The sequence below is a fragment of the Stenotrophomonas sp. YJH_SMC_80 genome, from assembly GCF_059372495.1.
On record NZ_JCAFVP010000011.1, the window covers coordinates 108,238 to 134,862 of the forward strand.

Annotated in this window: 36 protein-coding genes; 4 read left to right on the forward strand and 32 right to left on the reverse strand. The window is 64.2% G+C overall.

Annotation, left to right across the window (positions count from 1 at the left end; genetic code table 11):
• Nucleotides 1-99: 99 nt before the first annotated feature.
• Nucleotides 100-591 (reverse strand): peptidylprolyl isomerase, encoded by a 492-nt coding sequence (locus tag AC5P99_RS16660; RefSeq protein ID WP_005408225.1) that lies wholly within the window; start codon nucleotides 589-591, stop codon nucleotides 100-102.
• 273 nt (nucleotides 592-864) lie between these two features.
• On the opposite strand from AC5P99_RS16660, the gene typA reads away from it, so the two are divergent.
• Genes typA through AC5P99_RS16675 form a run of 3 tightly spaced genes read left to right on the forward strand, consistent with a single transcriptional unit; the run spans nucleotide 865 to nucleotide 4,855 of the window.
• On the forward strand, nucleotides 865-2,712 hold the full coding sequence (typA, locus tag AC5P99_RS16665; protein ID WP_005412346.1) for a translational GTPase TypA: 1,848 nt from the start codon (nucleotides 865-867) through the stop codon (nucleotides 2,710-2,712).
• A gap of 11 nt (nucleotides 2,713-2,723) precedes the next feature.
• A complete protein-coding gene (locus tag AC5P99_RS16670; protein WP_005408223.1) occupies nucleotides 2,724-3,191 on the forward strand; it encodes a DUF2127 domain-containing protein in 468 nt (155 codons plus the stop codon).
• A 41-nt stretch (nucleotides 3,192-3,232) separates the two neighbouring features.
• Nucleotides 3,233-4,855, forward strand: a complete 1,623-nt coding sequence (locus AC5P99_RS16675; protein ID WP_088437126.1) for an amidase — start codon at nucleotides 3,233-3,235, stop codon at nucleotides 4,853-4,855.
• A gap of 91 nt (nucleotides 4,856-4,946) precedes the next feature.
• On the opposite strand, the gene AC5P99_RS16680 is transcribed toward AC5P99_RS16675, so the two are convergent.
• Complete coding sequence (locus AC5P99_RS16680) at nucleotides 4,947-6,131, reverse strand: mechanosensitive ion channel family protein (protein WP_219627547.1); 1,185 nt, start codon at nucleotides 6,129-6,131, stop codon at nucleotides 4,947-4,949.
• A 769-nt stretch (nucleotides 6,132-6,900) separates the two neighbouring features.
• Nucleotides 6,901-8,292, reverse strand: a complete 1,392-nt coding sequence (locus tag AC5P99_RS16685; RefSeq protein WP_005408220.1) for a class II 3-deoxy-7-phosphoheptulonate synthase — start codon at nucleotides 8,290-8,292, stop codon at nucleotides 6,901-6,903.
• Between the two features lie 221 nt (nucleotides 8,293-8,513).
• Between AC5P99_RS16685 and AC5P99_RS16690 the strand changes: the two genes are divergently transcribed.
• Nucleotides 8,514-10,640 carry a TonB-dependent receptor gene (locus AC5P99_RS16690; protein ID WP_108270717.1) on the forward strand — a complete coding sequence of 709 codons (2,127 nt, stop codon included), beginning with the start codon at nucleotides 8,514-8,516 and terminating at the stop codon, nucleotides 10,638-10,640.
• Nucleotides 10,641-10,761: 121 nt separating this feature from the next.
• Here the strand turns inward: AC5P99_RS16690 and AC5P99_RS16695 are convergent, their stop codons facing one another.
• The 29 genes from AC5P99_RS16695 to AC5P99_RS16835 all read right to left on the reverse strand — a co-directional run.
• The gene (locus AC5P99_RS16695; protein WP_005412342.1) at nucleotides 10,762-11,268 is read right to left on the reverse strand and encodes a disulfide bond formation protein B; all 507 of its coding nucleotides are present in this window, start codon (nucleotides 11,266-11,268) and stop codon (nucleotides 10,762-10,764) included.
• 241 nt (nucleotides 11,269-11,509) lie between these two features.
• Nucleotides 11,510-11,893: a 50S ribosomal protein L17 gene (gene rplQ / locus AC5P99_RS16700; RefSeq protein ID WP_005408217.1), complete on the reverse strand. Its 384-nt coding sequence runs from the start codon at nucleotides 11,891-11,893 to the stop codon at nucleotides 11,510-11,512.
• A 191-nt stretch (nucleotides 11,894-12,084) separates the two neighbouring features.
• Nucleotides 12,085-13,083 (reverse strand): DNA-directed RNA polymerase subunit alpha, encoded by a 999-nt coding sequence (locus AC5P99_RS16705; protein WP_005408216.1) that lies wholly within the window; start codon nucleotides 13,081-13,083, stop codon nucleotides 12,085-12,087.
• A gap of 55 nt (nucleotides 13,084-13,138) precedes the next feature.
• On the reverse strand, nucleotides 13,139-13,768 hold the full coding sequence (gene rpsD / locus AC5P99_RS16710; protein WP_004145446.1) for a 30S ribosomal protein S4: 630 nt from the start codon (nucleotides 13,766-13,768) through the stop codon (nucleotides 13,139-13,141).
• Nucleotides 13,769-13,783: 15 nt separating this feature from the next.
• Nucleotides 13,784-14,173, reverse strand: a complete 390-nt coding sequence (gene rpsK, locus AC5P99_RS16715; protein ID WP_004145443.1) for a 30S ribosomal protein S11 — start codon at nucleotides 14,171-14,173, stop codon at nucleotides 13,784-13,786.
• A gap of 11 nt (nucleotides 14,174-14,184) precedes the next feature.
• The gene (gene rpsM / locus AC5P99_RS16720; protein WP_004154500.1) at nucleotides 14,185-14,541 is read right to left on the reverse strand and encodes a 30S ribosomal protein S13; all 357 of its coding nucleotides are present in this window, start codon (nucleotides 14,539-14,541) and stop codon (nucleotides 14,185-14,187) included.
• Between the two features lie 347 nt (nucleotides 14,542-14,888).
• Nucleotides 14,889-16,256 carry a preprotein translocase subunit SecY gene (gene secY / locus AC5P99_RS16725; protein ID WP_005408215.1) on the reverse strand — a complete coding sequence of 456 codons (1,368 nt, stop codon included), beginning with the start codon at nucleotides 16,254-16,256 and terminating at the stop codon, nucleotides 14,889-14,891.
• Nucleotides 16,257-16,263: 7 nt separating this feature from the next.
• Nucleotides 16,264-16,707, reverse strand: coding sequence for a 50S ribosomal protein L15 (gene rplO, locus AC5P99_RS16730; RefSeq protein ID WP_004154498.1), 444 nt, complete (start codon nucleotides 16,705-16,707; stop codon nucleotides 16,264-16,266).
• Between the two features lie 6 nt (nucleotides 16,708-16,713).
• The gene (gene rpmD, locus AC5P99_RS16735) at nucleotides 16,714-16,905 is read right to left on the reverse strand and encodes a 50S ribosomal protein L30 (RefSeq protein ID WP_005408214.1); all 192 of its coding nucleotides are present in this window, start codon (nucleotides 16,903-16,905) and stop codon (nucleotides 16,714-16,716) included.
• Complete coding sequence (rpsE, locus tag AC5P99_RS16740) at nucleotides 16,898-17,440, reverse strand: 30S ribosomal protein S5 (protein WP_005408213.1); 543 nt, start codon at nucleotides 17,438-17,440, stop codon at nucleotides 16,898-16,900. Before rpsE ends, rpmD begins: the two co-directional genes overlap by 8 nt.
• A gap of 161 nt (nucleotides 17,441-17,601) precedes the next feature.
• Nucleotides 17,602-17,961, reverse strand: a complete 360-nt coding sequence (gene rplR, locus AC5P99_RS16745; RefSeq protein ID WP_024957318.1) for a 50S ribosomal protein L18 — start codon at nucleotides 17,959-17,961, stop codon at nucleotides 17,602-17,604.
• An 80-nt stretch (nucleotides 17,962-18,041) separates the two neighbouring features.
• Entirely contained in the window at nucleotides 18,042-18,566 is a 525-nt protein-coding gene (gene rplF, locus AC5P99_RS16750) for a 50S ribosomal protein L6 (RefSeq protein ID WP_005408211.1), read from the reverse strand.
• An 18-nt stretch (nucleotides 18,567-18,584) separates the two neighbouring features.
• Nucleotides 18,585-18,983, reverse strand: coding sequence for a 30S ribosomal protein S8 (rpsH, locus tag AC5P99_RS16755; RefSeq protein WP_005408210.1), 399 nt, complete (start codon nucleotides 18,981-18,983; stop codon nucleotides 18,585-18,587).
• 258 nt (nucleotides 18,984-19,241) lie between these two features.
• Nucleotides 19,242-19,547 (reverse strand): 30S ribosomal protein S14, encoded by a 306-nt coding sequence (rpsN, locus tag AC5P99_RS16760; protein ID WP_005408209.1) that lies wholly within the window; start codon nucleotides 19,545-19,547, stop codon nucleotides 19,242-19,244.
• 18 nt (nucleotides 19,548-19,565) lie between these two features.
• On the reverse strand, nucleotides 19,566-20,108 hold the full coding sequence (rplE, locus tag AC5P99_RS16765; RefSeq protein ID WP_004154491.1) for a 50S ribosomal protein L5: 543 nt from the start codon (nucleotides 20,106-20,108) through the stop codon (nucleotides 19,566-19,568).
• Between the two features lie 11 nt (nucleotides 20,109-20,119).
• Entirely contained in the window at nucleotides 20,120-20,437 is a 318-nt protein-coding gene (gene rplX / locus AC5P99_RS16770) for a 50S ribosomal protein L24 (RefSeq protein WP_004154490.1), read from the reverse strand.
• 16 nt (nucleotides 20,438-20,453) lie between these two features.
• Nucleotides 20,454-20,822 (reverse strand): 50S ribosomal protein L14, encoded by a 369-nt coding sequence (gene rplN, locus AC5P99_RS16775; protein WP_004145357.1) that lies wholly within the window; start codon nucleotides 20,820-20,822, stop codon nucleotides 20,454-20,456.
• A gap of 11 nt (nucleotides 20,823-20,833) precedes the next feature.
• Nucleotides 20,834-21,103, reverse strand: coding sequence for a 30S ribosomal protein S17 (gene rpsQ, locus AC5P99_RS16780; RefSeq protein WP_004154489.1), 270 nt, complete (start codon nucleotides 21,101-21,103; stop codon nucleotides 20,834-20,836).
• A gap of 11 nt (nucleotides 21,104-21,114) precedes the next feature.
• Nucleotides 21,115-21,300, reverse strand: coding sequence for a 50S ribosomal protein L29 (rpmC, locus tag AC5P99_RS16785; RefSeq protein WP_004154487.1), 186 nt, complete (start codon nucleotides 21,298-21,300; stop codon nucleotides 21,115-21,117).
• Nucleotides 21,300-21,713, reverse strand: a complete 414-nt coding sequence (rplP, locus tag AC5P99_RS16790) for a 50S ribosomal protein L16 (protein WP_004154486.1) — start codon at nucleotides 21,711-21,713, stop codon at nucleotides 21,300-21,302. The genes rpmC and rplP overlap by 1 nt, the downstream gene beginning before the upstream one ends.
• A gap of 5 nt (nucleotides 21,714-21,718) precedes the next feature.
• Nucleotides 21,719-22,453, reverse strand: a complete 735-nt coding sequence (gene rpsC / locus AC5P99_RS16795) for a 30S ribosomal protein S3 (RefSeq protein ID WP_004145350.1) — start codon at nucleotides 22,451-22,453, stop codon at nucleotides 21,719-21,721.
• Between the two features lie 18 nt (nucleotides 22,454-22,471).
• Complete coding sequence (rplV, locus tag AC5P99_RS16800) at nucleotides 22,472-22,807, reverse strand: 50S ribosomal protein L22 (RefSeq protein ID WP_004145348.1); 336 nt, start codon at nucleotides 22,805-22,807, stop codon at nucleotides 22,472-22,474.
• Nucleotides 22,808-22,819: 12 nt separating this feature from the next.
• Nucleotides 22,820-23,089, reverse strand: coding sequence for a 30S ribosomal protein S19 (gene rpsS / locus AC5P99_RS16805; protein WP_004154485.1), 270 nt, complete (start codon nucleotides 23,087-23,089; stop codon nucleotides 22,820-22,822).
• Between the two features lie 6 nt (nucleotides 23,090-23,095).
• Complete coding sequence (rplB, locus tag AC5P99_RS16810) at nucleotides 23,096-23,923, reverse strand: 50S ribosomal protein L2 (protein WP_004145339.1); 828 nt, start codon at nucleotides 23,921-23,923, stop codon at nucleotides 23,096-23,098.
• A 10-nt stretch (nucleotides 23,924-23,933) separates the two neighbouring features.
• On the reverse strand, nucleotides 23,934-24,233 hold the full coding sequence (gene rplW, locus AC5P99_RS16815) for a 50S ribosomal protein L23 (RefSeq protein ID WP_004145338.1): 300 nt from the start codon (nucleotides 24,231-24,233) through the stop codon (nucleotides 23,934-23,936).
• Nucleotides 24,230-24,835, reverse strand: coding sequence for a 50S ribosomal protein L4 (gene rplD / locus AC5P99_RS16820; RefSeq protein ID WP_004145337.1), 606 nt, complete (start codon nucleotides 24,833-24,835; stop codon nucleotides 24,230-24,232). The genes rplW and rplD overlap by 4 nt, the downstream gene beginning before the upstream one ends.
• 12 nt (nucleotides 24,836-24,847) lie before the next feature.
• On the reverse strand, nucleotides 24,848-25,498 hold the full coding sequence (gene rplC / locus AC5P99_RS16825) for a 50S ribosomal protein L3 (RefSeq protein ID WP_495213345.1): 651 nt from the start codon (nucleotides 25,496-25,498) through the stop codon (nucleotides 24,848-24,850).
• Nucleotides 25,499-25,509: 11 nt separating this feature from the next.
• A complete protein-coding gene (gene rpsJ, locus AC5P99_RS16830) occupies nucleotides 25,510-25,821 on the reverse strand; it encodes a 30S ribosomal protein S10 (RefSeq protein ID WP_005408208.1) in 312 nt (103 codons plus the stop codon).
• A gap of 332 nt (nucleotides 25,822-26,153) precedes the next feature.
• The coding region (locus tag AC5P99_RS16835) for an EF-Tu C-terminal domain-related protein (protein WP_495213346.1) at nucleotides 26,154-26,625 on the reverse strand (472 nt) is incomplete at its 5' end.

Here is a 26,625-nt window from a genome sequence, read left to right on the forward strand (position 1 = left end):
CAAGCGTTTGATGGGACGCCGCGGGCAGAGCCACGCAGGCCAGGCGGGCGGCGGGGAACAGGGAAACGGCCACCCATGGGTGGCCGTTTCGAAGGGGGATCAGGCGGCGAGGTGCTTGTTCCACTCCGCGACGCGGTCGGCCTGGGCGGCCAGCACGGCGTCGACGTCGCCTTCCAGGGTGATCGAATGGATCACGTCGCCCTGCTTGACCGAATCAACGATGGCCTGGCCTTCCAGGACCTTGCCGAAGACGGTGTGGCGGCCGTCCAGCCAGTCGGTCTTGATGTGGGTGATGAAGAACTGGCTGCCGTTGGTGTTCGGGCCGGCGTTGGCCATCGACAGCGAGCCGACCTCGTGCTTCACGCCGTTCTTCTCGTCTTCGAACTTGTAGCCCGGGCCGCCGGTGCCACGACCCTGCGGGCAGCCGCCCTGGATCATGAAGTCGGCGATCACGCGGTGGAAGATCAGGCCGTCATAGAAGCCGTGCTTGACCAGGTTCACGAAGTTGGCCACGGTCAGCGGCGCCTTGTCGGCGAACAGCTCGACCTTGATCGGGCCCTGGGTGGTGTCGAAAGTGGCGATGAGGGACATGAAGATCCTTGATGCAGAGGGGAACGCGTCTAGCCACCTAGTTTACACCTGCCTCGTGGCGGCGGCGGCTTCGACCATCGGTGAAGAACCCGGCTTCAGCCCGTGGACGGGAAGCCGCGTCTCCGGGCGCTGGCGGCCCCGGCCGGCGCGGCGGACAGCCAGCTGAATGGGCCCCTCGACGGATGTGAAGTCCACCTTTTCGCGAATCGTCAAGTTCGACGTATAATGTTGGACTTCTTTTTCCAAATCCGGCGCCGACTGGCCCCCTTTCGTATGTCCATCGAAAATCTTCGCAACATCGCCATCGTCGCCCACGTCGACCATGGCAAGACCACCCTGGTCGACCAGCTGCTGAAGCAGTCCGGCACCCTGTCCGAGCGCACCGTCCTCGCCGAGCGCGTGATGGACAGCAACGACCAGGAAAAGGAACGCGGCATCACCATCCTGGCCAAGAACACCGCCATCACCTGGGAAGACAAGAAGACCGGCATCAAGAACCGGATCAACATCGTCGACACCCCCGGCCACGCCGACTTCGGTGGTGAGGTCGAGCGCGTGCTGTCGATGGTCGATACCGTGCTGATCCTGGTCGACGCGATGGACGGCCCGATGCCGCAGACCCGCTTCGTGACCCAGAAGGCCTTCGCGATGGGCTTCAAGCCGATCGTCGTGGTCAACAAGGTCGACCGTCCGGGCGCCCGTCCGGAATGGGTGATCGACCAGGTCTTCGACCTGTTCGACAAGCTCGGCGCCACCAACGAGCAGCTGGACTTCCCGATCGTCTACGCCTCGGGCCTGAACGGCTATGCCGGCCTGGAAGACACCGTGCGCGACGGCGACATGACCCCGCTGTACGAAGCGATCATGCAGCACGCGCCGAAGCCGGAAGTGGATCCGGAAGGCCCGTTCCAGATGCGCATCAGCCAGCTGGACTACAACAACTTCGTGGGCGTGATCGGCATCGGCCGCATCCAGCGCGGCACCCTGAAGAAGAACATGCAGGTCGCGGTCATCGACCGTGAAGGCAAGAAGCGCAACGGCAAGGTGCTGCAGGTGCTGGGCTTCATGGGCCTGGAGCGCATCGAGCAGGATTCGGCCGAGGCCGGCGACATCGTGGCCATCTCCGGCATCCAGGAGCTGACCATCTCCGACACCATCTGCGCACCGGACTTCCCGGAAGCGCTGCCGGCGCTGACCGTCGACGAGCCGACCATCTCGATGACCTTCCAGGTCAACAACTCGCCGTTCGCCGGCAACAAGGACCTGTCCGGTGGCAAGTTCCTGACCAGCCGCCAGATCAAGGACCGCCTGGACCGTGAAAAGGTCCACAACGTGGCCCTGAAGGTCGAGCAGCTGGAAGACGCCGACAAGTTCCTGGTCTCCGGCCGTGGCGAACTGCACCTGTCGGTGCTGATCGAGAACATGCGCCGCGAAGGCTACGAGCTGGCCGTGTCGCGCCCGGAAGTGATCATCAAGGAAATCGACGGCCAGCTGATGGAGCCGATCGAGCAGCTGGTGGTGGACATCGAAGAAATCCACCAGGGCGGCGTGATGGAAAAGCTGGGCACCCGCAAGGGCCAGCTGAAGAACATGGAATCGGACGGCAAGGGCCGCGTGCGCCTGGAGTACCAGATCCCGGCCCGTGGCCTGATCGGTTTCCAGAACGAGTTCAAGACCCTGACCCAGGGTTCGGGCCTGCTGTTCCACGTGTTCGACCACTACGGTCCGAAGGAACAGGGCGCGATTGCCAAGCGCATCAACGGCGTGATGATCGCCAATGCACCGGGCACCACGCCGGCCTACTCGCTGGGCCCGCTGCAGGAGCGCGGCAAGCTGTTCGCTGCTGAAGGCGACAACGTGTATGAAGGTCAGCTGGTCGGCATCCACTCCAAGGACAACGACCTGACCGTCAACGCGATCAAGACCAAGCCGCTGACCAACATGCGCGCTTCGGGCAAGGACGATGCGATCCAGCTGACCCCGGCGATCAAGTACTCGCTGGAACAGGCCTTGGACTTCATCGAAGACGACGAGCTGGTCGAGATCACCCCGAAGGAGATCCGCCTGCGCAAGAAGTTCCTGACCGAGAGCGATCGCAAGAAGGCTTCGCGCGGCGGCTGAGCCAGCACCCCGTGAACCAGAGCGGCTACAACCCGGATCCACACCGGCATCCGGGTCTGCACGTCATCGCCCTGCTCGAAGCGAGCAAGGCGATGCTGGCGCTGTTGGCCGCCACCGGGCTGGAAGTGCTCGGACCGCAGCCGCTGCGGCACGGCATCATGGCCCTGATCCGGCGTTTCAGCCTGGATCCGGACCATGGCACCCTGCCCTCGCTGCTGCACATGATCAGTCCCGACGCGGTCCACCTGGCCGCGGCGGGAATGATCGGCTACGGCCTGCTGCACCTGGTCGAAGCCTGGGGCCTGTGGCGGGCCAAGGCCTGGGCGTCCTGGCTGGGCTGCCTGACCGCCGCCCTGTACCTGCCTTTCGACATCTTCGCGATCATCCGCCATCCCGGTTGGCCGTCATGGACGATCCTGGCGATCAACCTGATCGTGGTCTACGTCCTCGCCCGCGACCTGCGCAAGCGCCACCGCTGAGCACCGGCTACACTGGGGATTGGAGCCGACCAAGCCGCCCCATGCGCCCGTCCTTGCCGCCTCTGCTGACCTGCCTGCTCGCCGCGCTGCCGGCGCTGCTTTCGGCTGGCTGCAGCCCGGCCACGCCCAGCGCGCATGCGGCCGAACCTGCGAGCCGCAACGTGCCGTTCCCGTACGCCGAAACCGATGTCGCCGACCTGCAGGCGCGGATGACTGCCGGAGATCTGGACAGCACCACCCTGACCCAGGCCTACCTGCAGCGTATCGCCGCCCTGGACCGCACCGGGCCCCGCCTGCGCGCGGTGATCGAGCTCAACCCCGACGCCTTGAAGGAAGCCGCCGCACGTGACCGCGAGCGCCGCGAAGGGCGCCTGCGTGGGCCGCTGCATGGCGTCCCCCTGCTGCTGAAGGACAACATCAACGCCGCACCGATGGTCACCAGTGCCGGCTCACTGGCCCTGCAGGGCTTCCGTCCGGACGATGCCTACCTGGTACGCCGGCTGCGCGAGGCTGGCGCTGTAGTGCTGGGCAAGACCAACCTCAGCGAGTGGGCCAACTTCCGCGGCAATGACTCCATCTCCGGCTGGAGCGCGCGCGGCGGCCAGACCCGCAACCCCTACCGCATCAGCCATTCACCGTGCGGTTCCAGCAGCGGCAGCGCGGTGGCCGTGGCCGCCAACCTGGCCAGCGTGGCGATCGGCACCGAAACCGACGGCAGCATCGTCTGCCCGGCCGCGATCAACGGCGTGGTCGGTCTGAAGCCGACGGTCGGGCTGGTCAGTCGCGATGGCATCGTGCCTATCTCCTTCAGCCAGGACACCGCCGGCCCGATGACCCGCAGCGTCGCCGATGCTGCCGCCGTGCTGACTGCGATCGCCGGCCGCGATGACGCCGATCCCGCCACCGCGACCATGCCCGGCCGTGCGGTCTACGACTACACCGCGCGCCTGGACCCGCAGGGCCTGCGCGGCAAACGCATCGGTCTGCTGCAGACGCCGCTGCTGAAGTACCGCGGCATGCCGCCGCTGATCGATCAGGCAGCGACCGAGCTGCGTCGCGCCGGCGCCGTGGTGGTGCCGGTGGAGCTGCCCAACCAGGGCGCGTGGGCCGAGGCTGAGCGCACACTGCTGCTGTACGAATTCAAGGCCGGGCTGGAGCGCTACTTCAGCACCCACCGCGCGCCACTGCGCAGCCTGGCCGAACTGATCGCCTTCAACCAGACGCACAGCAAGCAGGAACTGGGCCTGTTCGGCCAGGAGCTGCTGGTGGAGGCCGATGCCACCACCGGCCTGGCAGACCCTGCCTACATCCGCGCGCGCAGTGATGCGCGCCGGTTGGCCGGTCCGGAAGGCATCGATGCAGCCCTTGCCGCGCATCAGCTCGATGCGCTGGTGGCGCCGACCACCGGTGTGGCGTGGCCGATCCGCAGCGAAGGCGACGACTTCCCCGGCGAGAGCTACAGCGCCGCTGCCGTGGCCGGTTACCCCAGCCTGACCGTGCCGATGGGCCAGATCAACGGCCTTCCCGTCGGCCTGCTGTTCATGGGCACCGCCTGGAGCGAGCCGAAGCTGATCGAAATGGCCTACGCCTACGAGCAGCGCACCCGTGCGCGGCGGCCGCCACACTTTGATACCGATGCGCTGATCGACGCCGGCGAGCCCTGAGCTCCGGTGACGCCGCGACATCTTGCTTCCGGTAGTGCCGGCCGCTGGCCGGCAGCTCGATCGCTCCGGCGTTGCCGGCCAGCGGCCGGCACTACCGATCCTGTGGCTCCTCCGGCACGATCGCCGCCTCACCATCTTCAGCACCTGGCGAACGCACATCCGCAGTGCGTGCACGTGGACCACGCGGCATATCCAGCTCATCTTCGTGTTGCAGCCGCGCACGCACCTGCGGCAACGACTGCGGATGCTCACGTGCGAGGAAATCGAGCATGCGTTCGCGCACCAGGCAGCGAAGATCAAAGGCATCACCGGAACTGCGCGCGCTGACCAGCAGGCGCACCTGGATCGCGCGCTCGTTGGTTTCGGTCACCTGGGTCACGCAGACGCGCCCATCCCATAGCGCCTGGCCATGGCAGATGCGCTCCAGCTCGGCACGGATCGCCGCGATCGGTGCCCGATAGTCCAGCCACAGAAACGCAGTGCCGAGCAGATCGGCACTGCGCCGCGTCCAGTTCTGGAACGGGTTCTCGATGAACCAGGTCAAGGGCACCACCATCCGCCGCTCATCCCAGATCCGCACGACCACGTAGCTGCTGCCGATCTCCTCGATGCGTCCCCACTCGCCTTCGACGATCACCACGTCGTCCAGGCGGATCGGCTGCGTCAGTGCGATCTGCAGGCCGGCGATGAGGTTGCCGAACACCGGCTTGGCGGCGATGCCCGCCACCAGCCCGATCAGGCCTGCCGACGCCAGCAGCGCCGTGCCGATCTTCTGCACCATCGGGAAGGTCAACAGCACCAGCGACGCACCGAGCACGATGATGCCGCCCATCAACACCCTGCTGAGCACGCGCGTCTGGGTCTGGATGCGGCGTGCCTCCAGGTTGTCGGAGACATCGATGGGATGGCTGCGCAGGATCGCGCGCTCGCCCGCCGCCACCGCGCGTACCAGCAGCCAGACGAAGCAGGCCATCAATGCAATGTGGAGTCCGTGCTGCAGATGGCCCAGCAACGGATCCTGCAGCGGCGTCGCCTGCAAGGCGGGAATCAGCAGCAGCAGCGGCCACGCGGTGGCCAGCGGCAACCCGAGTACTCGACCGATACGCGCACGTCGGCGATCACGCCCTTTCAGCCGGTGATAGATCCACAGGATCAGCCACGCGCCTATGCCGCCCACCACTACGGCCAATCCCAACGGCCATGCGTAGGCCTGTGCGCTCTGCCAGTGCACCGTTGCCACCTCCAGTCGAACAACCAGGTGGACAGCCTCGCGCATGGCGCATGAGCGTCACGTCAGCCGTTCGTAAGCAGGGTGTTGGTCGGCAGGGCTTGCAGCCCTGCACATGCGGACGCAACGGCAACGGCCGAAGCAACAGCAACAGCAGAAGCGGGTACTCCGTGGGATGGCGGGGTGGGTCCGGTTGCGGGGGGGCGCTGCAAGTACGTCCCTAAGCTCGGTCGCCGCTTGCTCGTGTGCGCTGTCCTGCGCACACGGCAAGACCCGGGTTGGGCGTCCTGCCCAACCCGCCCGAGGCATGCCTCGGGCCCATGCGGCTTACGCTCCCGCAACCGGACCCACCCCGCCTTCGACAGTTTTCTGCGATCTGTCGGAACCTGCTGCTGATGGTGGGTGCCGACCGTTGGTCGGCACGGGGTCGGAGCCCATTTTGAATACTGCTATCTGACAGAAAAATCGTGTCGACCAACGGTCGACACCTACCAACAGCCGCGCATGCCAATCGCCGCAGTTACCAGTAGATCCACGCCATGCGTGGATGATTCATTCGACATCTGACAGATGTGCCGACCAACGGTCGGCACCCACCAATAGCGACCTGAACCTGTCTAAGGTGGGGCGGTGTCGGAGTGCGGGGTGTCAGCCGCATGGATGCGGCTGCCAAGCTTACAGGGACGTACTTGCAGCGTCCCCGCACTCCGACACCGCCCCGCCAGCCCACGGAATGCATGCTGTTGCCGCTGCTTCGGCTTTTGCCGTTGACGTTGATTGCAGCAGGTGCAGGGCTGCAAGCCCTGCCGAAAACCCCTTACCGCACTTGCTCCTGCTTGCGCACGATCGCCATCGCGATCTCCAGCGACTGCTCGTAATTCAACCGCGGGTCCACCGTTGAGCGATACGCACGCTCCAGGTCACGCTCGGTCAGTTCGCGCGCACCACCGGTGCATTCGGTCACGTCCTCGCCGGTCAGCTCCAGGTGCACGCCCCCCAGGCGCGTGCCCGCGGCCGCATGCAGATCAAACGACATCTCCACTTCGCCACGCACGTTGTCGAAGCGACGCGTCTTGAAGCCATTGGCAGTGCTTTCGGTGTTGCCATGCATCGCATCGCACACCCACAGCACGCGGCGGCCATCACGCTTGACGGCATCCAGCAGCGGCGGCAGCTTCTCGGCGATCTGCGCCGCACCCATGCGGTGGATGAAGCTCAGTCGACCCGGTTCGTCGTGCGGGTTGAGCACATCGATCAGGCGCAGCAGCTGGTCCGGCGTCACCGACGGGCCGACCTTGATCGCAATCGGATTGCGCACGCCACGCAGGTATTCCACGTGCGCGCCATCCAGCGCAGCCGTGCGCATGCCGATCCACGGGTAATGCGTGCTCAGGTTCAACCAGCCCTGCTGGCGCGGCACCTGGCGGGTCAGCGCCTGCTCGTAGGGCAGCAGCAGTGCTTCATGCGAGGTGTAGAAGTCGATGCGGTTGAGGTTGTGCACGCGGGCCCCGGCCAGGGTCTCCATGAAGTGCACCGCATCGCCGATCGAGGCCACCATCTTCTGGTAATCGGCCGCCAGCGGCGAGTGGCTTACCCACTCCAGGTTCCAGTATTCGGGGTGGTGCAGGTCGGCGAAACCACCGTCGATCAGCGCACGCACGAAGTTCATCGTCATCGCCGAATGGGCGTGGGCCTGCAGCATCCGCTTCGGATCCGGCAGACGCGCTGCTTCAGTGAAAGCGGGGGCGTTGATCACATCGCCGCGGTAGCTCGGCAGGGTCACGCCGTCGCGGGTCTCGGTATCGGCCGAACGCGGCTTGGCGTACTGGCCGGCAAAGCGGCCAACGCGGATCACCGGCTGGCGCAGGCCGTGCACCAGCACCAGGCTCATCTGCAGCAGTACCTTCAGCCGGTTGGAGATGGTGCCCGATTCGCAGTCGCTGAAGTTCTCGGCGCAGTCGCCGCCCTGCAGCAGGAAGCGCTTGCCTTCCTGGGCCTCGGCCAGCTGCTGCTTCAGCGCCAGGATCTCCCATGAGGTGACCAGCGGTGGCAGCCGCTTAAGCTCGTGCAGGGCCGCCTCCAGGGCTACCGGGTCGGGATAGGTCGGCATCTGCAGCGCGGTCTTGCCCCGCCAGCTCTCCGGCGACCAGGCAGCGCCGGCGGCGGTCGCGGCGGGATCGGGCACGGGCGGAACGGCGGACAGGCTCATTGCAGACTTCCGGGATGGGGGGCGGTCATGGTCGCAGAGCCGGCCGCTGACGCAAAGGGCCGGTCCGGCCTACCGGCTCGCCTGAACGGCAGAGAAAGGCTGACGCCAGCGGCCAGATCCTGCATGGTCAGCCGCCCGGGACAGGCGCATGATTTGTTACGGAGTAACACTTGAATGTCATGGACCGGCCCCTTCCACATCCAGCCGCCACCTCTCCCACCATGAAGCCCTCGCCCCTCGCTACCGGCATCACCTTCGCCCTGGCCCTGGCCAGCCTGCCCGCCTTCGCCTCGGCAGCCGACGCCCCCGCTTCGTCCGTCAAGGATCTGGATGCGGTCACCGTCCACGCCCAGCTCGACCAGGCCCGCAACACGCTGTCGCCGGACATCGGCAGCAGCCAGTACCAGATCACCGCCGAGGACATCCAGAAGCAGCCGCTGGGTGCCTCCGCGCCACTCAGCCAGGTACTGCTGCAGGCCCCTGGCGTGGTCCAGGACTCCTATGGCGGCGTGCATGTGCGTGGCGACCACGCCAACCTGCAGTACCGCATCAACGGCGTGCTGCTGCCCGAATCGATCTCCGGCTTCGGCCAGACCCTGGACGCGCGCACCATCAAGAGCATCCGCCTGATGGACGGCGCACTGCCGGCGCAGTTCGGCGAGCGCACCGCAGCGGCGGTCGACATCACCACCCGCAACGGTGCCGAGCTGGGCAACGGCGGCAGCGCGGGGCTGACCACCGGCTCGTTCGGCAAGATCAATCCGAACGCCTCCTGGTGGGGCAACCAGGGGCGCTGGAGCTGGTTCCTGACCGGCAACTACGACCAGCATGAGGTCGGCCTGGAGAACCCCAGCAACTCGCGCAAGCCGCTGCACGACGACACCCACCAGGGAAAGGCCTTCGCCGACCTCACCTACCTGGTCAACGACAACACCCGCCTGAGTGTGTTCGCCGGTTTCGCCAACAACCGCTTCCAGATCCCGGTCAACCCGGGCCAGACGCCACAGTTTGGATATCTGGACACCACCACCTTCGACTCCAGCCAGCTGGATGAGACCCAGCGCGAGACCACCCGCTTCGGCATGCTGGTGCTGCAGGGCACGCTGGGCAGCACCGCGTACCAGCTATCGGCCGGACAGCGCTACAGCGACGTGGCGTTCAACCCGGACGTGGTGGGCGACCTGGTGTTCAGCGGCGTCGCCTCGCAGGTCCAGCGCAGCAACCGCGCCAATACCCTGCAGGCCGACTTCTCAACGCCGTTGGGCAACGACCACACGCTGCGCTATGGCCTGTACGGCAATTACGAGAACGCGCGGGCCAGCAGCAACAGCTGGGTGTTCCCGGTTGATGACGGCGGCCAGCAGTCCGGCACGACACCGCTGTTGATCCCCGACCGCAGCGCGTTCCACGCCAGTACGCTGGCACTGTACGTACAGGACGAGTGGAAGATCGGCGACGACTGGACCGTGAACTACGGCCTGCGTGGCGACCGCTACAAGGCCTTCGGCCGCACCGAAGGCCAGCTCAGCCCGCGCGTGGGCGTGGTCTGGAATGCCAGCGACAGCACCACCGTGCACGCCGGCTATTCGCGCTACTTCACGCCACCGGCCAGCGAGTTGATTGCCAGCAGCGACATCGCGCTGTACGACGGCACCACCAACCAGCAGCCCAGCGGCGGCAACAACACGCCGCTGGCCGAGCGCAGCGACTACTACGACATCGGCGTCTCGCAGCAACTGGGCGAGCACCTGACCCTGGGCCTGGACGCGTATGACCGACGCGTCGCACGCCTGCAGGACGAAGGCCAGTTCGGCGCTGCCTACATCTATTCGACCTTCAACTACCGCCGTGGCCACATCCGCGGCCTGGAGTTCAGCGCCGACTACAGCAACGGTCCTTTCAGCGCCTACTTCAACGCCGCGCTGAACAAGGCCATCGGTACCGACGTCATCACCAGCCAGTACAACCTCGATCCGGAAGCGCTGGCCTTTGTGGCCAACCACTGGATCCACCTCGACCACGACCAGAAGCTGACATCATCGGGTGGTCTCAGCTACGCCTTCGCCGGACACAACCGGATCGGTGCCAACTACGTGTTCGGCAGCGGCCTGCGTTCGGACATCGAAGGCGTACCCAACGGCGGCGAGCTGCCGTCGTACCTGCAGGTGAACCTCAGCGCCGGGCACGACTTCAATGCCGACAGCGGCCATCCGTTGCACGTCCAACTGGCCGTGATCAACGCACTGGATCGCAGCTACCAGCTGCGCGACGGTGGCGGTGTCGGCGTCTTCGCCCCGCAGTGGGGACCGCGCCGAGGTGCTTACCTGAGCCTGCAGCAGGACTTCTGAGGTAGTGCCGGCCGCTGGCCGGCATCCTCACGGCGTGCCGGCCAGCGGCCGGCACTACCCTTCGTCAACGATTGGGGTCAGAGCCCTTTGCGATGCCAAGGGACCCGACCCCGTTTCGCTTTCAGCGCTTGACCTTGCCCAGCGACACCACCAGCGCCCACAACGCCAGCAGCACGAACCACACGCCCGACCACATCGGCATGGTCAGGCCCAGGAAGGTCCAGTCGATGTTGCCGCAGTTGCCGGTACCGGTCAGTACCGTGCGGAATACTTCCAGCGGCCCCATGGTCTCGCTCAGGAACGCCAGCGGCGGGCCACAGGTGGAGCCCATTTCCGGCGGCAGCATCTGCACGTAGACGTGGCGCGCGGCAATGCCGGCACCCACTGCGGCGGCAATGAACGCCAGCACGCCATAGGTCGCGCGTCCCGGGCGGTTGGAGGGCCCGTGCAGCGCACCGATAAGGAACAGCAGGCCGAGCGCGGCAAAGGCCAGGCGCTGGAAGATGCACAGCGGACAAGGCTCCAGGCCCATCTTCAACTGCAGGAAGATCGCGTAGCCAAGCAGGCCCGCGCAGATCAGGAAGCCCAGCAAGAACTGGGCGCGGAAGGGCCAGCGCAGTGGATTCATCGTCAACGCTCAAATGGATCAGGCGCCAAGCGTAACCGAGAGTGCGTGCCATTCGAACCGCCACAGGTGACGCCTGTCGGAACGGTGCGGGTCAGATCCCAGTGCGAATGCAAAGGGCTCTGGCCTGCGGTGCTGCCTGCCCGGGGTCAGGGCCCTTTCCTGCGGAAAGGCATCCGAGCCCTGGAAACGCAAAAGCCCGGCAAAGGCCGGGCTTTCGCTGTGTCGCGTTGGAGCGGTCCGATTACTCGGCCACTTCCTCGGCCACGACCGGACGGTCAACCAGCTCGACGTAGGCCATCGGCGCGTTGTCGCCGGCGCGGAAGCCGCACTTCAGCAGGCGCAGGTAGCCGCCCGGACGGTTCGCGTAGCGCGGGCCCAGGATGGTGAACAGGTTGCCCACGGCTTCGTTGTCGCGCAGGCGGGCGAAGGCCAGACGGCGGTTGGCGACGGAGTCGACCTTGGCCAGGGTGATCAGCGGCTCGGCAACGCGGCGCAGTTCCTTGGCCTTCGGCAGGGTGGTCTTGATCAGCTCGTGCTTGAACAGCGAGGCGGCCATGTTCTTGAACATCGCTTCGCGGTGGGCGCTGGTGCGGCTGAACTTACGGCCAGACTTCTGGTGACGCATGGTGATATTCCTTGGTTAATGATGTGGCTGTGTGGATCGTTGTCGCCATCCTGGCGTTGCTGCGCGGACTGCGGATGGTCCTGGCCGCCCGTCCTGGACGACCTGCCGCGCGAACCTGTGGTTCGTCATGGCATGGTGTGTTGCGTTGAAGGCCCCACCGCGAACGGTGGAGCCTTCAGGCATTACCGATCTCAGCCCAGCATGCCGTGGCTGGCGACACCGGCCGGCGGCCAGTTCTCCAGCTTCATGCCGAGCGACAGGCCGCGCTGAGCCAGCACTTCCTTGATCTCGGTGAGCGACTTCTTGCCCAGGTTCGGGGTCTTCAGCAGCTCCACTTCGGTCTTCTGGATCAGATCGCCGATGTAGTAGATGCTTTCAGCCTTCAGGCAGTTGGCCGAACGCACGGTCAGCTCCAGATCGTCGATCGGGCGCAGCAGCACCGGATCCACGCCGTTGTTTGCCGGCTTGGCCGCACCGCGGTCGCGGTGGGTGAAGTCACCGAACACCGACAGCTGGTCGCTGAGGATGTCGGCGGCGGTGCGCACGGCTTCCTCGGCGTCGATGGTGCCGTTGGTCTCGATATCGATGACCAGCTTGTCCAGGTCGGTACGCTGTTCGACGCGGGCCGCTTCCACGGCATAGGCGACGCGGCGGACCGGCGAGAACGAGGCATCCAGGACCAGGCGGCCGATGGCACGGGTTTCTTCGTCCGGACGACGACGCGCGGCAGCCGGCTGGTAGCCGAAACCACGTTCGATCTTCAGACGCATGTTGATTGCCGTGTCCTTGGTCAGGTGGCAGATCACATGGTCGCCGTTCAGGATCTCCACATTGTGGTCGACCTTGATGTCGGCAGCGGTGACAACGCCTGGGCCCTGCTTGGACAGGGACAGGGTGGCGCTGTCGCCGGAGTGCATACGGATGGCCACGTCCTTGAGGTTCAGCAGGACTTCGAGCACGTCCTCCTGCAGACCTTCGACCGTGGTGTACTCATGCAACACGCCGTCGATTTCGACTTCCGTGATGGCGAAGCCCGGGATGGACGACAGCAGCACGCGACGCAGGGCATTACCCAGCGTATGCCCGTAACCCCGCTCCAAAGGTTCGATAACGACCTTTGCACGGGTGTCGGTAAGGCGTTCGATCTGCGGACCGCGAGGACGCAGAACCTGGTTGGCGGTAACCGTCATGTTGCGGGTTCTCCTAGTGAACCCCCGGCCGTCGCCGGGGGCTCTCCAATGTGAATTACTTCGAATACAGCTCGACGATCAGCGCTTCGTTGATGTCCGCAGGCAGATCCGAACGATCCGGAACAGCCTTGAAGATGCCGGTGAACTTGCCGGAATCCACTTCAACCCACGACGGGCTCAGGTCATGCTGGGCGGCGACGGTCAGGGCTTCCTGGACGCGCAGCTGCTTGGCAGCCTTTTCAGACAGAGCGATGGCGTCGCCAGCCTTGACCTGGTACGAAGCCAGGTTGACCGACTTGCCATTCACGGTGACGCCGCGGTGCGACACCAGCTGACGGGCAGCCGGACGGGTCACGGCGAAGCCCATGCGGTAGACGACGTTGTCCAGGCGGGTTTCCAGCAGCTGCAGCAGGTTCTCGCCGGTGTTGCCCTTCTTGGTCGAGGCCTTCTTGTAGTAGTTGCGGAACTGACGCTCCAGCAGGCCGTAGATACGCTTGACCTTCTGCTTTTCACGCAGCTGGGTGGCGTAGTCGGACAGCTTGCCCTTGCGGGCAGTGGCGCCGTGCTGGCCGGGCTTCTGCTCCAGCTTGCACTTCGAGTCCAGCGCACGCGCCGGGCTCTTCAGGGACAGGTCGGCGCCTTCGCGACGGGCGAGCTTACAGGTAGGACCGATATAACGAGCCATTTCTTATCGCTCCCTTTAGACGCGACGCTTCTTCGGCGGACGGCACCCGTTGTGCGGGATAGGCGTCACGTCGATGATGTTGGTGATCTTGTAGCCGACGTTGTTCAACGAACGCACGGCCGACTCACGGCCCGGACCCGGGCCCTTGATGCGGACTTCCAGCGACTTCACGCCGTAGTCCAGCGCAGCACGACCGGCCTTTTCAGCCGCCACCTGGGCAGCGAACGGGGTCGACTTGCGCGAACCGCGGAAGCCAGCGCCACCGGAGGTCGCCCACGACAGAGCGTTGCCCTGGCGGTCGGTGATGGTGACGATGGTGTTGTTGAACGAAGCGTGGACGTGGGCAACGCCGTCGGTGACGACGCGCTTGATCTTCTTCTTGGTCTTAGCAGCGGGCTTAGCCATTTCTCAGTCCCTTACTTCTTGATCGCCTTGCGCGGACCCTTGCGGGTGCGGGCGTTGGTACGGGTGCGCTGGCCACGCAGCGGGAGGCCACGACGGTGACGCAGGCCGCGGTAGCAGCCCAGGTCCATCAGGCGCTTGATCGCGATGCCGATCTCACGGCGCAGATCGCCTTCCACAATGTACTTGCCGACTTCGGCGCGCAGGCGCTCGATTTCCGGCTCCGACAGATCGCGGATCTTGGTGGTCGAAGCAACGCCTGCGACTTCGCAGACCTTCTTCGAACGGGTACGGCCGATGCCGTAAATGCTTTGCAACCCGACCCAGACATGCTTCTGGGCTGGCAGGTTGACGCCTGCAATACGCGCCATGACGCGGTTCTCCAGCTGAGTGATGGCCGACAGCGCGCCTCGGGCACGCCAATCCGGCAGGATGGATCAAAAAAGTGAACTAGCGATACTAACAAGGTTCCGGTTTACATGGAAGCCCGTGAAACCATTGGTTTCATGAACCCGGCCTGGGGAGTGTGCCCAGGCTCCGGCGCCGGATGGGGTTGGACCTGGGGTTTCCCCCGGGGCCGCCCGCGCTACTCCAGCGCGGGACCACCTCATCACACCCCCACCCGGAACCGCTGCGGGGGCCGCCCTTCGTTTGTGTGGCCGGAGTCCGCGAAGCGGAGGGACCATCACGTCAGGAAGACGAAAGTATAACAGGCCAATCAGCCGCGGGCAAAACCGCCGCGGTTGCCGCCCTTCAGGTTGGCCTTCTTCAGCAGGCTCTCGTACTGGTGGGACATCAGGTGCGCCTGCACCTGGGCGATGAAGTCCATCACCACCACCACCACGATCAGCAGCGAAGTACCACCGAAGTAGAACGAGGCGTTCAGCTGCGTGCGCATCAGTTCCGGCAGCAGGCAGACGATCACCAGGTAGGCCGAGCCGGCTGCGGTCAGGCGGGTCAGCACGCCGTCGATGTAATCGGCGGTGGCCTTGCCCGGACGGATGCCCGGAATCAGCGCGCCCGACTTCTTCAGGTTGTCGGCGGTTTCCTGCGAGTTGAACACCAGCGCGGTATAGAAGAACGCGAAACCGGTGATCAGCGCAGCGAACACGATCATGTGCAGCGGCTCGCCCGGGCCGAGAGCATTGGCCACCTTCTGCAGGACCTGGCCGAAGCTGCTCTGGTTGGCAGCCTGGCCGGACCACATGGCCAGGGTGGCCGGGAACGCCAGCAGGCTCGAGGCGAAGATCGCCGGGATGACGCCGGCCATGTTGAGCTTCAGCGGCAGGAACGAGGTCTGGTTCATGTACGCGTTGCGACCGCCCTGGCGGCGCGCGTAGTTGACCGTGATCCGGCGCTGGCCACGCTCGACGAACACCACGAAGAAGGTGAAGGCGAGCACGACGATGGCGATCAGCAGCAGCTGGATGAACTGGATGTTGCCGTCGCGGTAGGCGTCGAAGGTGTGGATGATCGCACCCGGCAGGCCTGCGACGATACCGGCGAAGATGATCAGCGACACGCCGTTGCCGATGCCGCGCTCGGTGACCTGCTCACCGACCCACATCAGGAACATGGTGCCGGCGGTCAGCGCGACCACGGCGGTGAGCACGAAGCCCATGCCCGGCGCATATACGACCGGAGCGCCCGACGGCGAAACCTGGCCCTGCAGGGCCAGCGCGATCGAGCCGCCCTGCACCACTGCCAGCAGCACGGCGCCGATGCGCGAATACTGGGTGATCTTGCGGCGGCCGGACTCACCTTCCTTCTGCATCGCCTTCAGGGCGGGGAAGATGTGCACGGCCAGCTGCATCACGATCGATGCCGAGATGTACGGCATCACGTTCAGCGCGAAGATGCTGAAACGGTGCAGGGCGCCGCCCGAGAACATGTTGAACATGTCCACGATGCCGCCGCCCTGCTGTTGCATCATGGCAAGCATGGCATCGGGATTGACGCCCGGCACCGGCACGTAGCAGCCGATGCGATAGACGATCAAAGCCCCGACGACGAACAGCAAACGTTGGCGAAGTTCAGTGAACTTGCCCATTCCGCCCGCGAGGTTACCGATGCCAGCTTGCGCCATGATTTTCTTACTCCGTTACGCTGCCGCCGGCAGCTTCGATCGCGGCCTTGGCACCCGCCGTGGCAGCAATACCCTTCAGGGTGAACGCCTTGGTCACTTCGCCCTTGACGACGACCTTGGCCTTCTTGGCAGTGCTCGGGACCAGCTTGGCAGCACGCAGGGCGGCGAAGTCGATCTCACCGGCCGGCAGCTTGTCCAGCGCGTACAGCAGCACTTCAGCGGTGTCCTTGGCGATCGGCGAACGGAAGCCGATCTTCGGCAGACGACGCTGCATGGGGGTCTGGCCGCCTTCGAAGCCAGCCTTGATCTTGCCGCCACCCTTGCGGGCGAACGAACCCTTGTGGCCGCGGCCGGCAGTCTTGCCCAGGCCCGAGCCGATACCGCGACCGACGCGGGTACGCTCGGTGCGGGCGCCCGGTGCCGGGCTCAGTTCATTGAGACGCAGAGTCATGGTCGATTACTCCTCAACCTGGACGAGGTACTGAACCTTGTTGATCAGGCCGCGCACCTGCGGGCTGTCCTTCAGTTCACGCACATCGTTGAGCTTGTTCAGGCCCAGGGCACGCACCGACAGGCGGTGACGCGACTGGGTGCCACGCAGGCCACGCACCAGGCGGACCTTGACAGTCTTGTTGGACTCATTAGCCATGGTTGAGTTCCTCCACCTTCTTGCCGCGCTTGGCCGCGATGCGGGCCGGCGACTGCGCAGCAGACAGGCCCTTCACGGTGGCACGCACCAGGTTGATCGGGTTGCGCGAACCGGTGGCCTTGGCCAGCACGTTCTTCACGCCAACCGCTTCCAGCACGGCGCGCATGGCACCGCCGGCGATGACGCCGGTACCTTCCGAAGCCGGCTGCATGAACACGCGGGCTGCGCCGTGACCATCCTTGATGGTGTGCCACAGGGTGCCGTTGTTCAGGTCAACGCTGACCAGGTTCTTGCGGGCCTGTTCCATCGACTTCTGGATGGCGACCGGCACTTCGCGGGCCTTGCCATAACCGAAACCGACCTTGCCTTCGCCGTCGCCGACAACGGTCAGGGCGGTGAAGGTGAACTGGCGGCCACCCTTGACGGTCTTGCTGACGCGGTTGACCGCGACCAGCTTTTCGATCATGCCGTCGTCGATCTTCTCTTCGCGGTTACGGTCGCGATCGCGACCCCGCTGCTGACGCTCTTCTGCCATGTTGATTCCTTGGTTGTTTGGGTATGTACGGCTCGAAGCCGCTTATGGTTGTGGCGTGACGCGGCGTTCCGGTGGGCCGCTGCAGAAGAGCGGCGCCGTCCAGCCTCACTCAGGCTGGCGAGCAGGCAGGCAGGAGGCCAATGGCCCCCTGCCCTTGTCCCTTAGAACTGCAGACCGGCTTCGCGGGCCGCTTCTGCCAGGGCCTTGATGCGGCCGTGGTAGCGGTAGCCCGAACGATCGAAGGCAACCTTCTCGACGCCGGCGGCCTTGGCGCGCTCGGCGACGATGCGGCCAACCTTGGCGGCGGCATCGGCGTTCTTGCCGTTCTTCAGGCCTTCCATGACGTCGGTCTGGGTGGTGTTGGCGGCAGCCAGCACCTTGGAACCGTCGGCGGTGAAGACCTGGGCGTACAGGTGCTGGCCAGTGCGCAGCACCGACAGGCGGGCGACGCCGAGCTCACGGATGTGGGCGCGGGTCGACTTGGCGCGACGCAGGCGGGCGATGTTCTTGTTCATTTTGATTATTCCTTGAAAGCTGAAGGAAGAGCTTTTCCCTGAGAAGTCCGCACAGGGATGTGCGGGCTCTTGCGAGGGACTCGCGCTTATGCCTTCTTGGCTTCCTTACGGATGATGACTTCGTCGGAGTACTTCACGCCCTTGCCCTTGTACGGCTCCGGCTTGCGGAACGCACGGATCTTGGCGGCAACTTCACCGACGACCTGCTTGTCAGCGCCCTGGACCAGGATCTCGGTCTGGGTCGGGGTCGACAGGGTGATGCCTTCCGGCGCCACGAACACGACCGGGTGCGAGAAGCCCAGCGACAGGCTCAGGTCCTTGCCCTGCATGGCAGCGCGGTAACCCACGCCGACCAGCTCCAGCTTGCGCTCGAAGCCTTCGGACACGCCCTTGACCATGTTGGACAGGATCGCACGCACGGTACCGGTCAGTGCGACCAGGTCGGCGTTCTCGGTGCTCAGGGTGGCAACGCCGTTGTCGACGTTGATGGCAATACCGGCCGGCTTGGCCAGCGACAGGGTGCCCTTCGGGCCCTTGGCGGTGACGCTGTCCGACTGGACGTTCAGTTCAACCTTACCCAGGTCGATCGGCTTCTTGGCTACGCGGGACATAGTTCTACTCCTTTCGCCTTAGGCCACGAAGCACAGGACTTCGCCGCCGACGCCCAGCTGGCGCGCCTGCGCATCAGTCATGATGCCCTTGGAGGTGGAAATGATGGAGATACCCAGGCCGTTCATGACCTTCGGCAGCTCGCTCTTGCCGCGGTACTGGCGCAGGCCCGAACGCGAGAAGCGCTTCAGGGTCGCGATGACCGGCTTGCCTTCGAAATACTTCAGCACGATTTCCAGCTCGGACTTGTTGTTTTCCAGCTGGGTCACGCGCAGGTCGGTGATGTAACCCTCGTCCTTCAGGACCTGGGCAATCGCAACCTTGATCTTGGACGACGGGGCTTTCACCGTCTGCTTGCCAACCGCGGCCGCATTCTTGATGCGGACCAGCAGGTCGGCGATGGGATCAGTCATGCTCATATGAGTACCTTTGAGTGCACCGATATCCGCTTTCGCGAAAATCTGTTGTCTCCTGGAAACGGGCCAGGTCCCTTGTTGCAGCGGGCCGGAAGCCCACTCCTACAACCCCGTCTGCACAGGGCAAGACGCGGGAGTATACGCCAAAAGAGCCCGGCTTGCGCCGGGCTCTTCGGTTTTTTTGCATCGGGAAAGCTGAATGCCTCCCCTGCCCGGTTCAGGAACCCCCGAAGGGGCTCCTGATCGCAGGGCCGGCTGGGATTACCAGCTGGCCTTGCGCAGACCCGGGACGTCGCCACGCATGGTGGCTTCACGCAGCTTGTTACGGCCCAGGCCGAACTTGCTGTAGACGCCACGCGGACGACCCGACAGCTCGCAACGGTTGCGCTGGCGGCTCGGCGACGAATCGCGCGGCAGCTTGGCCAGCTTGGTTGCGGCGTCGATCTTCTCTTCGTAGGTCGCGTCCACGGAGGACACGATCTTCTTCAGAGCTGCACGCTTTTCAGCGTACTTCTTTGCCAGCTTTTCCCGCTTGATGTCGCGGTTGACCATGGAGGTCTTTGCCATTTCGGTTTCCTCGACAGATCAGTTACGGAACGGGAACTTGAACGCTGCCAGCAGCGCCTTCGCTTCCGCGTCGGTCTTCGCAGTGGTGGTGATGGCGATATCCATACCGCGGATCGCGTCGACGGCGTCGAAGTCGATTTCCGGGAAGATGATCTGCTCCTTCACACCCATGTTGAAGTTGCCGCGGCCGTCGAAGGAACGACCGGAAACACCACGGAAGTCGCGCACGCGCGGCAGCGAGATGTTGATCAGGCGATCCAGGAACTCGTACATCTTGTGGCGACGCAGCGTGGTCTTGCAGCCGATCGGCCAACCATCGCGGATCTTGAACGACGCAACCGACACACGCGACTTGGTGACAACCGGCTTCTGGCCGGAAATCTTGGTCATGTCGCCGACGGCGTTTTCCAGGATCTTCTTGTTGGTGGCCGCTTCGCCGACACCCATGTTCAGGGTGACCTTGACCAGCTTCGGCACTTCCATCGGATTGGTGTAGCCGAACTGCTTCATCAGCGCCGGCACCACTTCGTCCTTGTAGAACTTTTCGAGACGGGAACTCATCTTCTCATTCCTCAGGCGTCGAGCGCCTCACCGCTGGAGCGGAACACACGCAGTTTGCGTCCATCCTCCAGCACCTTGAAGCCAACGCGTTCGCCCTTGCCCGAAGCCGGGTTCAGAACATTCACGTTGGAGATATGGATCGAAGCTTCGCGCTCGACCACGCCGCCGGCAACACCTGCCTGCGGGTTCGGCTTGGTGTGGCGCTTGACGATGTTCACGTTGGCGACGACCACACGGTCGCCGTCGACGCGGACGACTTCGCCCTGCTTGCCCTTGTCCTTGCCAGCGTTGACGACAACCTGGTCGCCCTTCTTGATACGGTTAGCCATGATTATCTCCTGTCGCTCACAGCACTTCGGGAGCGAGCGAGACGATCTTCATGAACTTCTCCGAACGAAGTTCACGGGTCACCGGCCCGAAGATACGGGTACCGATCGGCTCCTGCTTGCTGTTCAGCAGAACGGCAGCGTTGCCGTCGAAGCGGATCAGCGAGCCGTCGGCGCGACGCACACCCTTGCGGGTACGCACCACGACGGCGTCATACACTTCACCCTTCTTGACCTTGCCGCGCGGAATCGCATCCTTCACGGTGACCTTGATGATGTCGCCGATGCCGGCGTAACGGCGCTTGGAACCACCCAGCACCTTGAAGCACATCACCTGCTTGGCACCCGAATTGTCCGCGACGTCAAGGTAGCTCTGCATCTGGATCATGATTCAGCTCCTTATTCAGCCGCGCGCGTGATGACTTCCACCACGCGCCAGTTCTTGGTCTTGGACATCGGAGCAATCTCGGTCACGCGGACGACATCGCCTTCCTTGCAGGCGTTGTCGGCATCGTGGGCGTGCAGCTTCGTCGAGCGCTTGATGTACTTGCCGTACAGCGCGTGCTTGACCTGACGCTCAACCAGGACGGTAACCGTCTTGTCCATCTTGTTGCTGACGACACGGCCTTCGACCGTGCGCAGCGTCTTCTTTTCAGTATTGTCGCTCATAGCGGCCATCCTTACTTCGTGCTGCCGAGCAGGGTCTTGACGCGAGCAATCTCGCGACGGACCCGGCGAATGTCGTGGGTCTTCGGCAGCTGGCCGGTGACCTGCTGCATACGGACAGAGAACTGTTCCTTACGCAGGTCGATCAGGTGGGCCTTGAGTTCGTCAGCCGACTTTTCACGGAGAGTTTTGATATCCATCAGCGCACCGTACGGGTCACGAAAGTGGTGGTGACCGAGAGCTTGGCGGCGGCCAGGCGGAACGCCTCGCGAGCCACTTCCTCGGAAACACCCTCGATTTCATAGATCATGCGGCCGGGCTGGATCTGGGCCACCCAGTATTCCACGTTACCCTTACCAGAACCCATTCGGACTTCGATGGGCTTCTTGGTGATGGGCTTGTCGGGGAACACGCGGATCCACATCTTGCCGCCGCGCTTGACGTAGCGGCTGATCGAGCGGCGGGCCGCTTCGATCTGACGCGCGGTCAGCTGACCGTGTGCGGTTGCCTTCAGGCCGTATTCGCCGAAGCTGACAGCGTTGGCGCTCCAGCTCAGGCCATCGTTACGGCCCTTGTGTACCTTGCGGTACTTGGTTCGCTTGGGTTGCAACATTGTCGTTACCTCGCTTCACGGGCCGGGCGCTGACGGTCACCACGGTCGCCGCGATCGTGACGATCGTTGCGCGACGGGGTGTCGTCCTGCTTTTCCTGGCCAACCTGGGAGAAATCGAAGACCTCGCCCTTGTAGATCCAGACCTTGATGCCGATGATGCCGTAGGTCGTCTTGGCTTCAGCGAAGCCATAGTCGATGTCGGCACGCAGGGTGTGCAGCGGCACGCGGCCTTCGCGGTACCACTCCGAACGGGCGATTTCTGCACCGTTGAGGCGGCCACCCACGTTGACCTTGATGCCCAGGGCACCCAGGCGCATCGCGTTGCCGACCGAGCGCTTCATTGCGCGGCGGAACATGATGCGACGCTCCAGCTGCTGGGCGATCGACTCGGCAACGAGCTGCGCGTCCAGTTCCGGCTTGCGCACTTCGGTGACGTTGATGTGCGCCGGGACGCCCATCATCTCGCTCACTTCCTTGCGCAGCTTCTCGATGTCCTCACCGCGCTTGCCGATCACCACGCCCGGACGGGCGGTGTGGATCGTCACGCGAGCGGTCTTGGCCGGACGCTCGATCAGGATCTTGCTGATGCCGGCCTGAGCCAGCTTCTTGCGCAGCATTTCGCGCACTTTCAGGTCGGCTGCCAGGTAACCAGCGAACTCGGCCTTGTTGGCGTACCACTTGGAGTTCCAGTCCTTGGAAATGCCGAGGCGGATACCAATCGGATGAACTTTATGACCCATGGTCTTTTCCTTATCCGCTTACTTGGCGGCGCCCACAACCACAGTGATGTGGCTGGTGCGCTTGAGGATGCGGGTACCGCGGCCTTTCGCCCGCGCCATGAAACGCTTCAGGGTCGGACCTTCATCAACCATGATGGTCTGAACCTTCAGCTCGTCGACGTCGGCGCCCTGGTTGTTCTCGGCATTGGCAATAGCCGACTCCACCACCTTCTTGATCAGGTGGGCAGCCTTCTTGTCCGAGAACTTCAGCAGGTTGACCGCACGCTCGGCCGGCAGACCGCGCACCTGGTCAGCGACCAGACGAGCCTTCTGCGGGGAGATGCGCGCAGTGCGCAGGATGGCTTTCGCTTCCATTGTCATCTCTCCTTACTTGCCCGACTTCTTGTCACCACCGTGACCCTTGAAGGTCCGGGTGATGGCAAATTCGCCGAGCTTGTGGCCGACCATGTTCTCGTTGACGAGAACCGGGATGTGGTTCTTGCCGTTATGCACGGCAATGGTGACGCCTACCATGTCAGGCAGGATCATCGAACGGCGCGACCAGGTCTTGATCGGCTTCTTGCTGCCCGCAGCGGCCTCCACCTTCTTGACGAGGTGGTGATCGACGAACGGGCCCTTCTTGAGTGAACGTGCCATGGTCGATTAGCCCCTACGATCGCGGACGATGAACTGCTGAGTGCGCTTGTTATGGCGCGTCTTGTAACCCTTGGTCGGGACACCCCACGGGGTGACCGGATGCGGGTTACCCTGGCCGGCCTTCGCCTCACCACCACCGTGCGGGTGGTCAACCGGGTTCATGGCAGCACCACGAACGGTCGGGCGGACGCCGCGCCAACGCTTGGCACCGGCCTTGCCCAGCTTTTCCAGGCTGTGCTCGTCGTTGCCGACTTCGCCGATGGTGGCGCAGCACTCGACCGGAACCTTGCGCATTTCACCCGAGCGCAGGCGCAGGGTGGCGTAGATGCCTTCGCGAGCCACCAGCTGCACGGCCGCACCAGCGGCGCGAGCGATCTGAGCGCCCTTGCCCGGCTTCAGTTCGATGCAGTGGATGGTGGTGCCGACCGGGATGTTGCGCAGCGGCAGGGTGTTGCCAGCCTTGATCGGGGCATCCGAACCAGCGATCACCTGATCACCGGCCTTCAGGCCCTTCGGGGCGATGATGTAGCGACGCTCACCGTCGACGTAGCACAGCAGAGCGATGTGCGCGGTGCGGTTCGGATCGTATTCGATGCGTTCCACGCGCGCCGGGATGCCCAGCTTGTTGCGCTTGAAGTCGATGATGCGGTAGTGCTGCTTGGCACCACCACCGACGTGACGCACGGTGATGCGGCCATGGTGGTTACGACCACCCGAGCGGCTCTGCGACTCGACCAGCGCAGCGTGCGGAGCACCCTTGTGCAGATCGGGAGTGACCACGCGCACGGCCGAACGGCGGCCGGGGGAAGTGGGCTTGAATTTCATCAATGGCATGGGATGTACCTCAGGCCTTGGCCGTTACATCGATCGACTGGCCATCGGCCAGGCGAACGTACGCCTTGCGCCAATCGCCGCGGCGGCCAGCACGGTTACGGAAGGACTTGTTCTTGCCCTTGACGTTGACCACGTTGACGGCTTCGACCTTGACGTCGAACAGCTGCTCAACCGCGGCCTTTACATCGGCCTTGGTGGCTTCGTTCGAAACTTCGAAGACATACTGGTTGGAGAGTTCCTGCAGGCGCGCGGTCTTTTCGGAGACACGCGGGGCACGCAGCACGCTGAAGATTTTTTCGTTGCTGTTCATGCCAGCCACTCCTCGACCTTCTTGACCGCGTCAGCGGTGATGACGACCGTGTCGGCACCCACCAGCGAGACCGGATCCAGACCCTGGACGTCACGCACCTGCACGTACGGCAGATTGCGGGCGGACAGGTACAGGTGCTCGGACGCTTCTTCGGTGACGATCAGCGGGCGCTTGCCCACTTCCAGGCCGGCCAGCTTGGCGATCAGACCCTTCGTGTTGGTCACTTCGACATCGAAGGACTCCACGATGGTCAGACGGCCCTGACGGTTCAGCTCGGACAGGATCGCGCACATGGCGGCACGGTACTGCTTACGATTGACCTTCTGCTCGAAGCTGCGCGGCTTGGCCGCGAAGGTGACACCGCCGCCGACGAAGATCGGAGCCGTCAGTGCGCCATGACGCGCGCCGCCGCCCTTCTGCTTCTTCGACTTCTTGGTGGTACCAGCCACTTCGGAGCGAGTCTTCTGTGCCTTGGTGCCGGCGCGACCGGCGTTGCGGTAGGCAACGACGACCTGGTGGACCAGATCTTCGCTGAAATCGCGACCGAACACGGCGTCGGAGACCGAGACCTTGTTGTTGCTACCCGTGATAACGAGTTCCATCGTCATCTCTCCTTATGCCTTGCTCGCCGGACGGACGATCACGTCGCCACCCGCCGCGCCCGGAACGGCGCCGCGAACGGCGATCAGACCGCGCTCGACGTCGACCTTGACCACTTCCAGGTTCTGGGTGCTCTGCTGCACCGCGCCCATGTGGCCCGACATCTTCTTGCCCGGGAAAACGCGACCCGGGGTCTGGCGCTGACCCAGCGAACCCGGCGCGCGATGCGACAGCGAGTTACCGTGGGTTGCATCGCCCATACGGAAGTTGTGGCGCTTGATGGTGCCCTGGAAGCCCTTACCCTTGGTGACACCCTGGACGTCGACGATCTGGCCGACTTCGAAGATGTCCGCCTTGACTTCGCCGCCAACGGCGAAATCGCCGAGCTGCGCGTCTTCAACGCGGAATTCCCACAGGCCACGACCCGCTTCCACCTTCGCCTTGGCGAAGTGGCCGGCTTCCGGCTTGTTGACCAGGGCAGCGCGACGCGCGCCGACGGTCACCTGCACGGCGCTGTAGCCGTCGGTTTCGACGGTCTTGATCTGCGCGATGTGGTTCGGGGTTGCTTCGATCAGGGTCACCGGGATGGAGCGGCCATCTTCAGTGAACACGCGGCTCATGCCAGCCTTGCGGCCCACGAAGCCCAACGAATACTTCTTCGTCATGGTCGTAGTCCTCAGGTCAGCTTGATCTGAACGTCGACGCCGGCAGCCAGTTCGAGCTTCATCAGCGCGTCCACGGTCTTGTCATTCGGGTCAACGATATCGAGCACGCGCTTGTGCGTGCGGGTCTCGTACTGGTCACGCGCGTCCTTGTCGACGTGCGGGGAGACGAGAACGGTGTAACGCTCGATCTTGGTCGGCAGCGGGATCGGGCCACGCACTTGCGCGCCGGTCCGCTTTGCCGTTTCAACGATCTCGCTGGCCGAACGGTCGATCAGACGATGATCGAACGCTTTCAGCCGGATCCGGATCTTTTGGTCCGCCATGGCGGTAGGTTCCTTCGTTAAAAGAGCGACAGACAAAGCCTCTGGGTTGCTTTGCCCCATGAAATTCCTGAATACGGACGGCCCGCACTCCTGCAGGCCGCCAAGGTCAATCCATAGACCTCAAAAACGTAGGCAGACCAGTTTCCCGGCCTGCCCAGACGTAGAAGCATAACGGCACGCAAGGCAGCTGTCAACAGTCGCCTGTTGACGCCGCCTGAATGGCATTGACCCTTCCTGGTCCGGGGAACACAAGGCACATCCTGTGCCTGCTTTCCCATTTGATACGCCCCGATGCCCTACCCAGGCAACATCGGGGCGCAGATACTACCAGATTACTCGATGATCTTCGAGACCACGCCGGCGCCGACGGTACGGCCGCCTTCGCGGATGGCGAAGCGCAGGCCTTCGTCCATTGCCACCGGGTTGATCAGGGTGACGACCATCTTGACGTTGTCACCCGGCATCACCATTTCGACGCCTTCCGGCAGAGCAGCTGCGCCGGTGATGTCGGTGGTGCGGAAGTAGAACTGCGGGCGGTAGCCGTTGAAGAACGGGGTGTGACGGCCGCCCTCGTCCTTCGACAGGACGTAGACTTCGCCTTCGAACTTGGTGTGCGGCTTGATCGAACCCGGCTTGGCCAGGACCTGGCCACGCTCGACGTCATCACGCTTGGTGCCGCGCAGCAGCAGGCCAGCGTTGTCGCCTGCCTGACCCTGGTCCAGCAGCTTGCGGAACATTTCAACGCCGGTCACGGTGGTCTTCTGCACCGGACGGATGCCGACGATTTCGATTTCGTCGCCAACC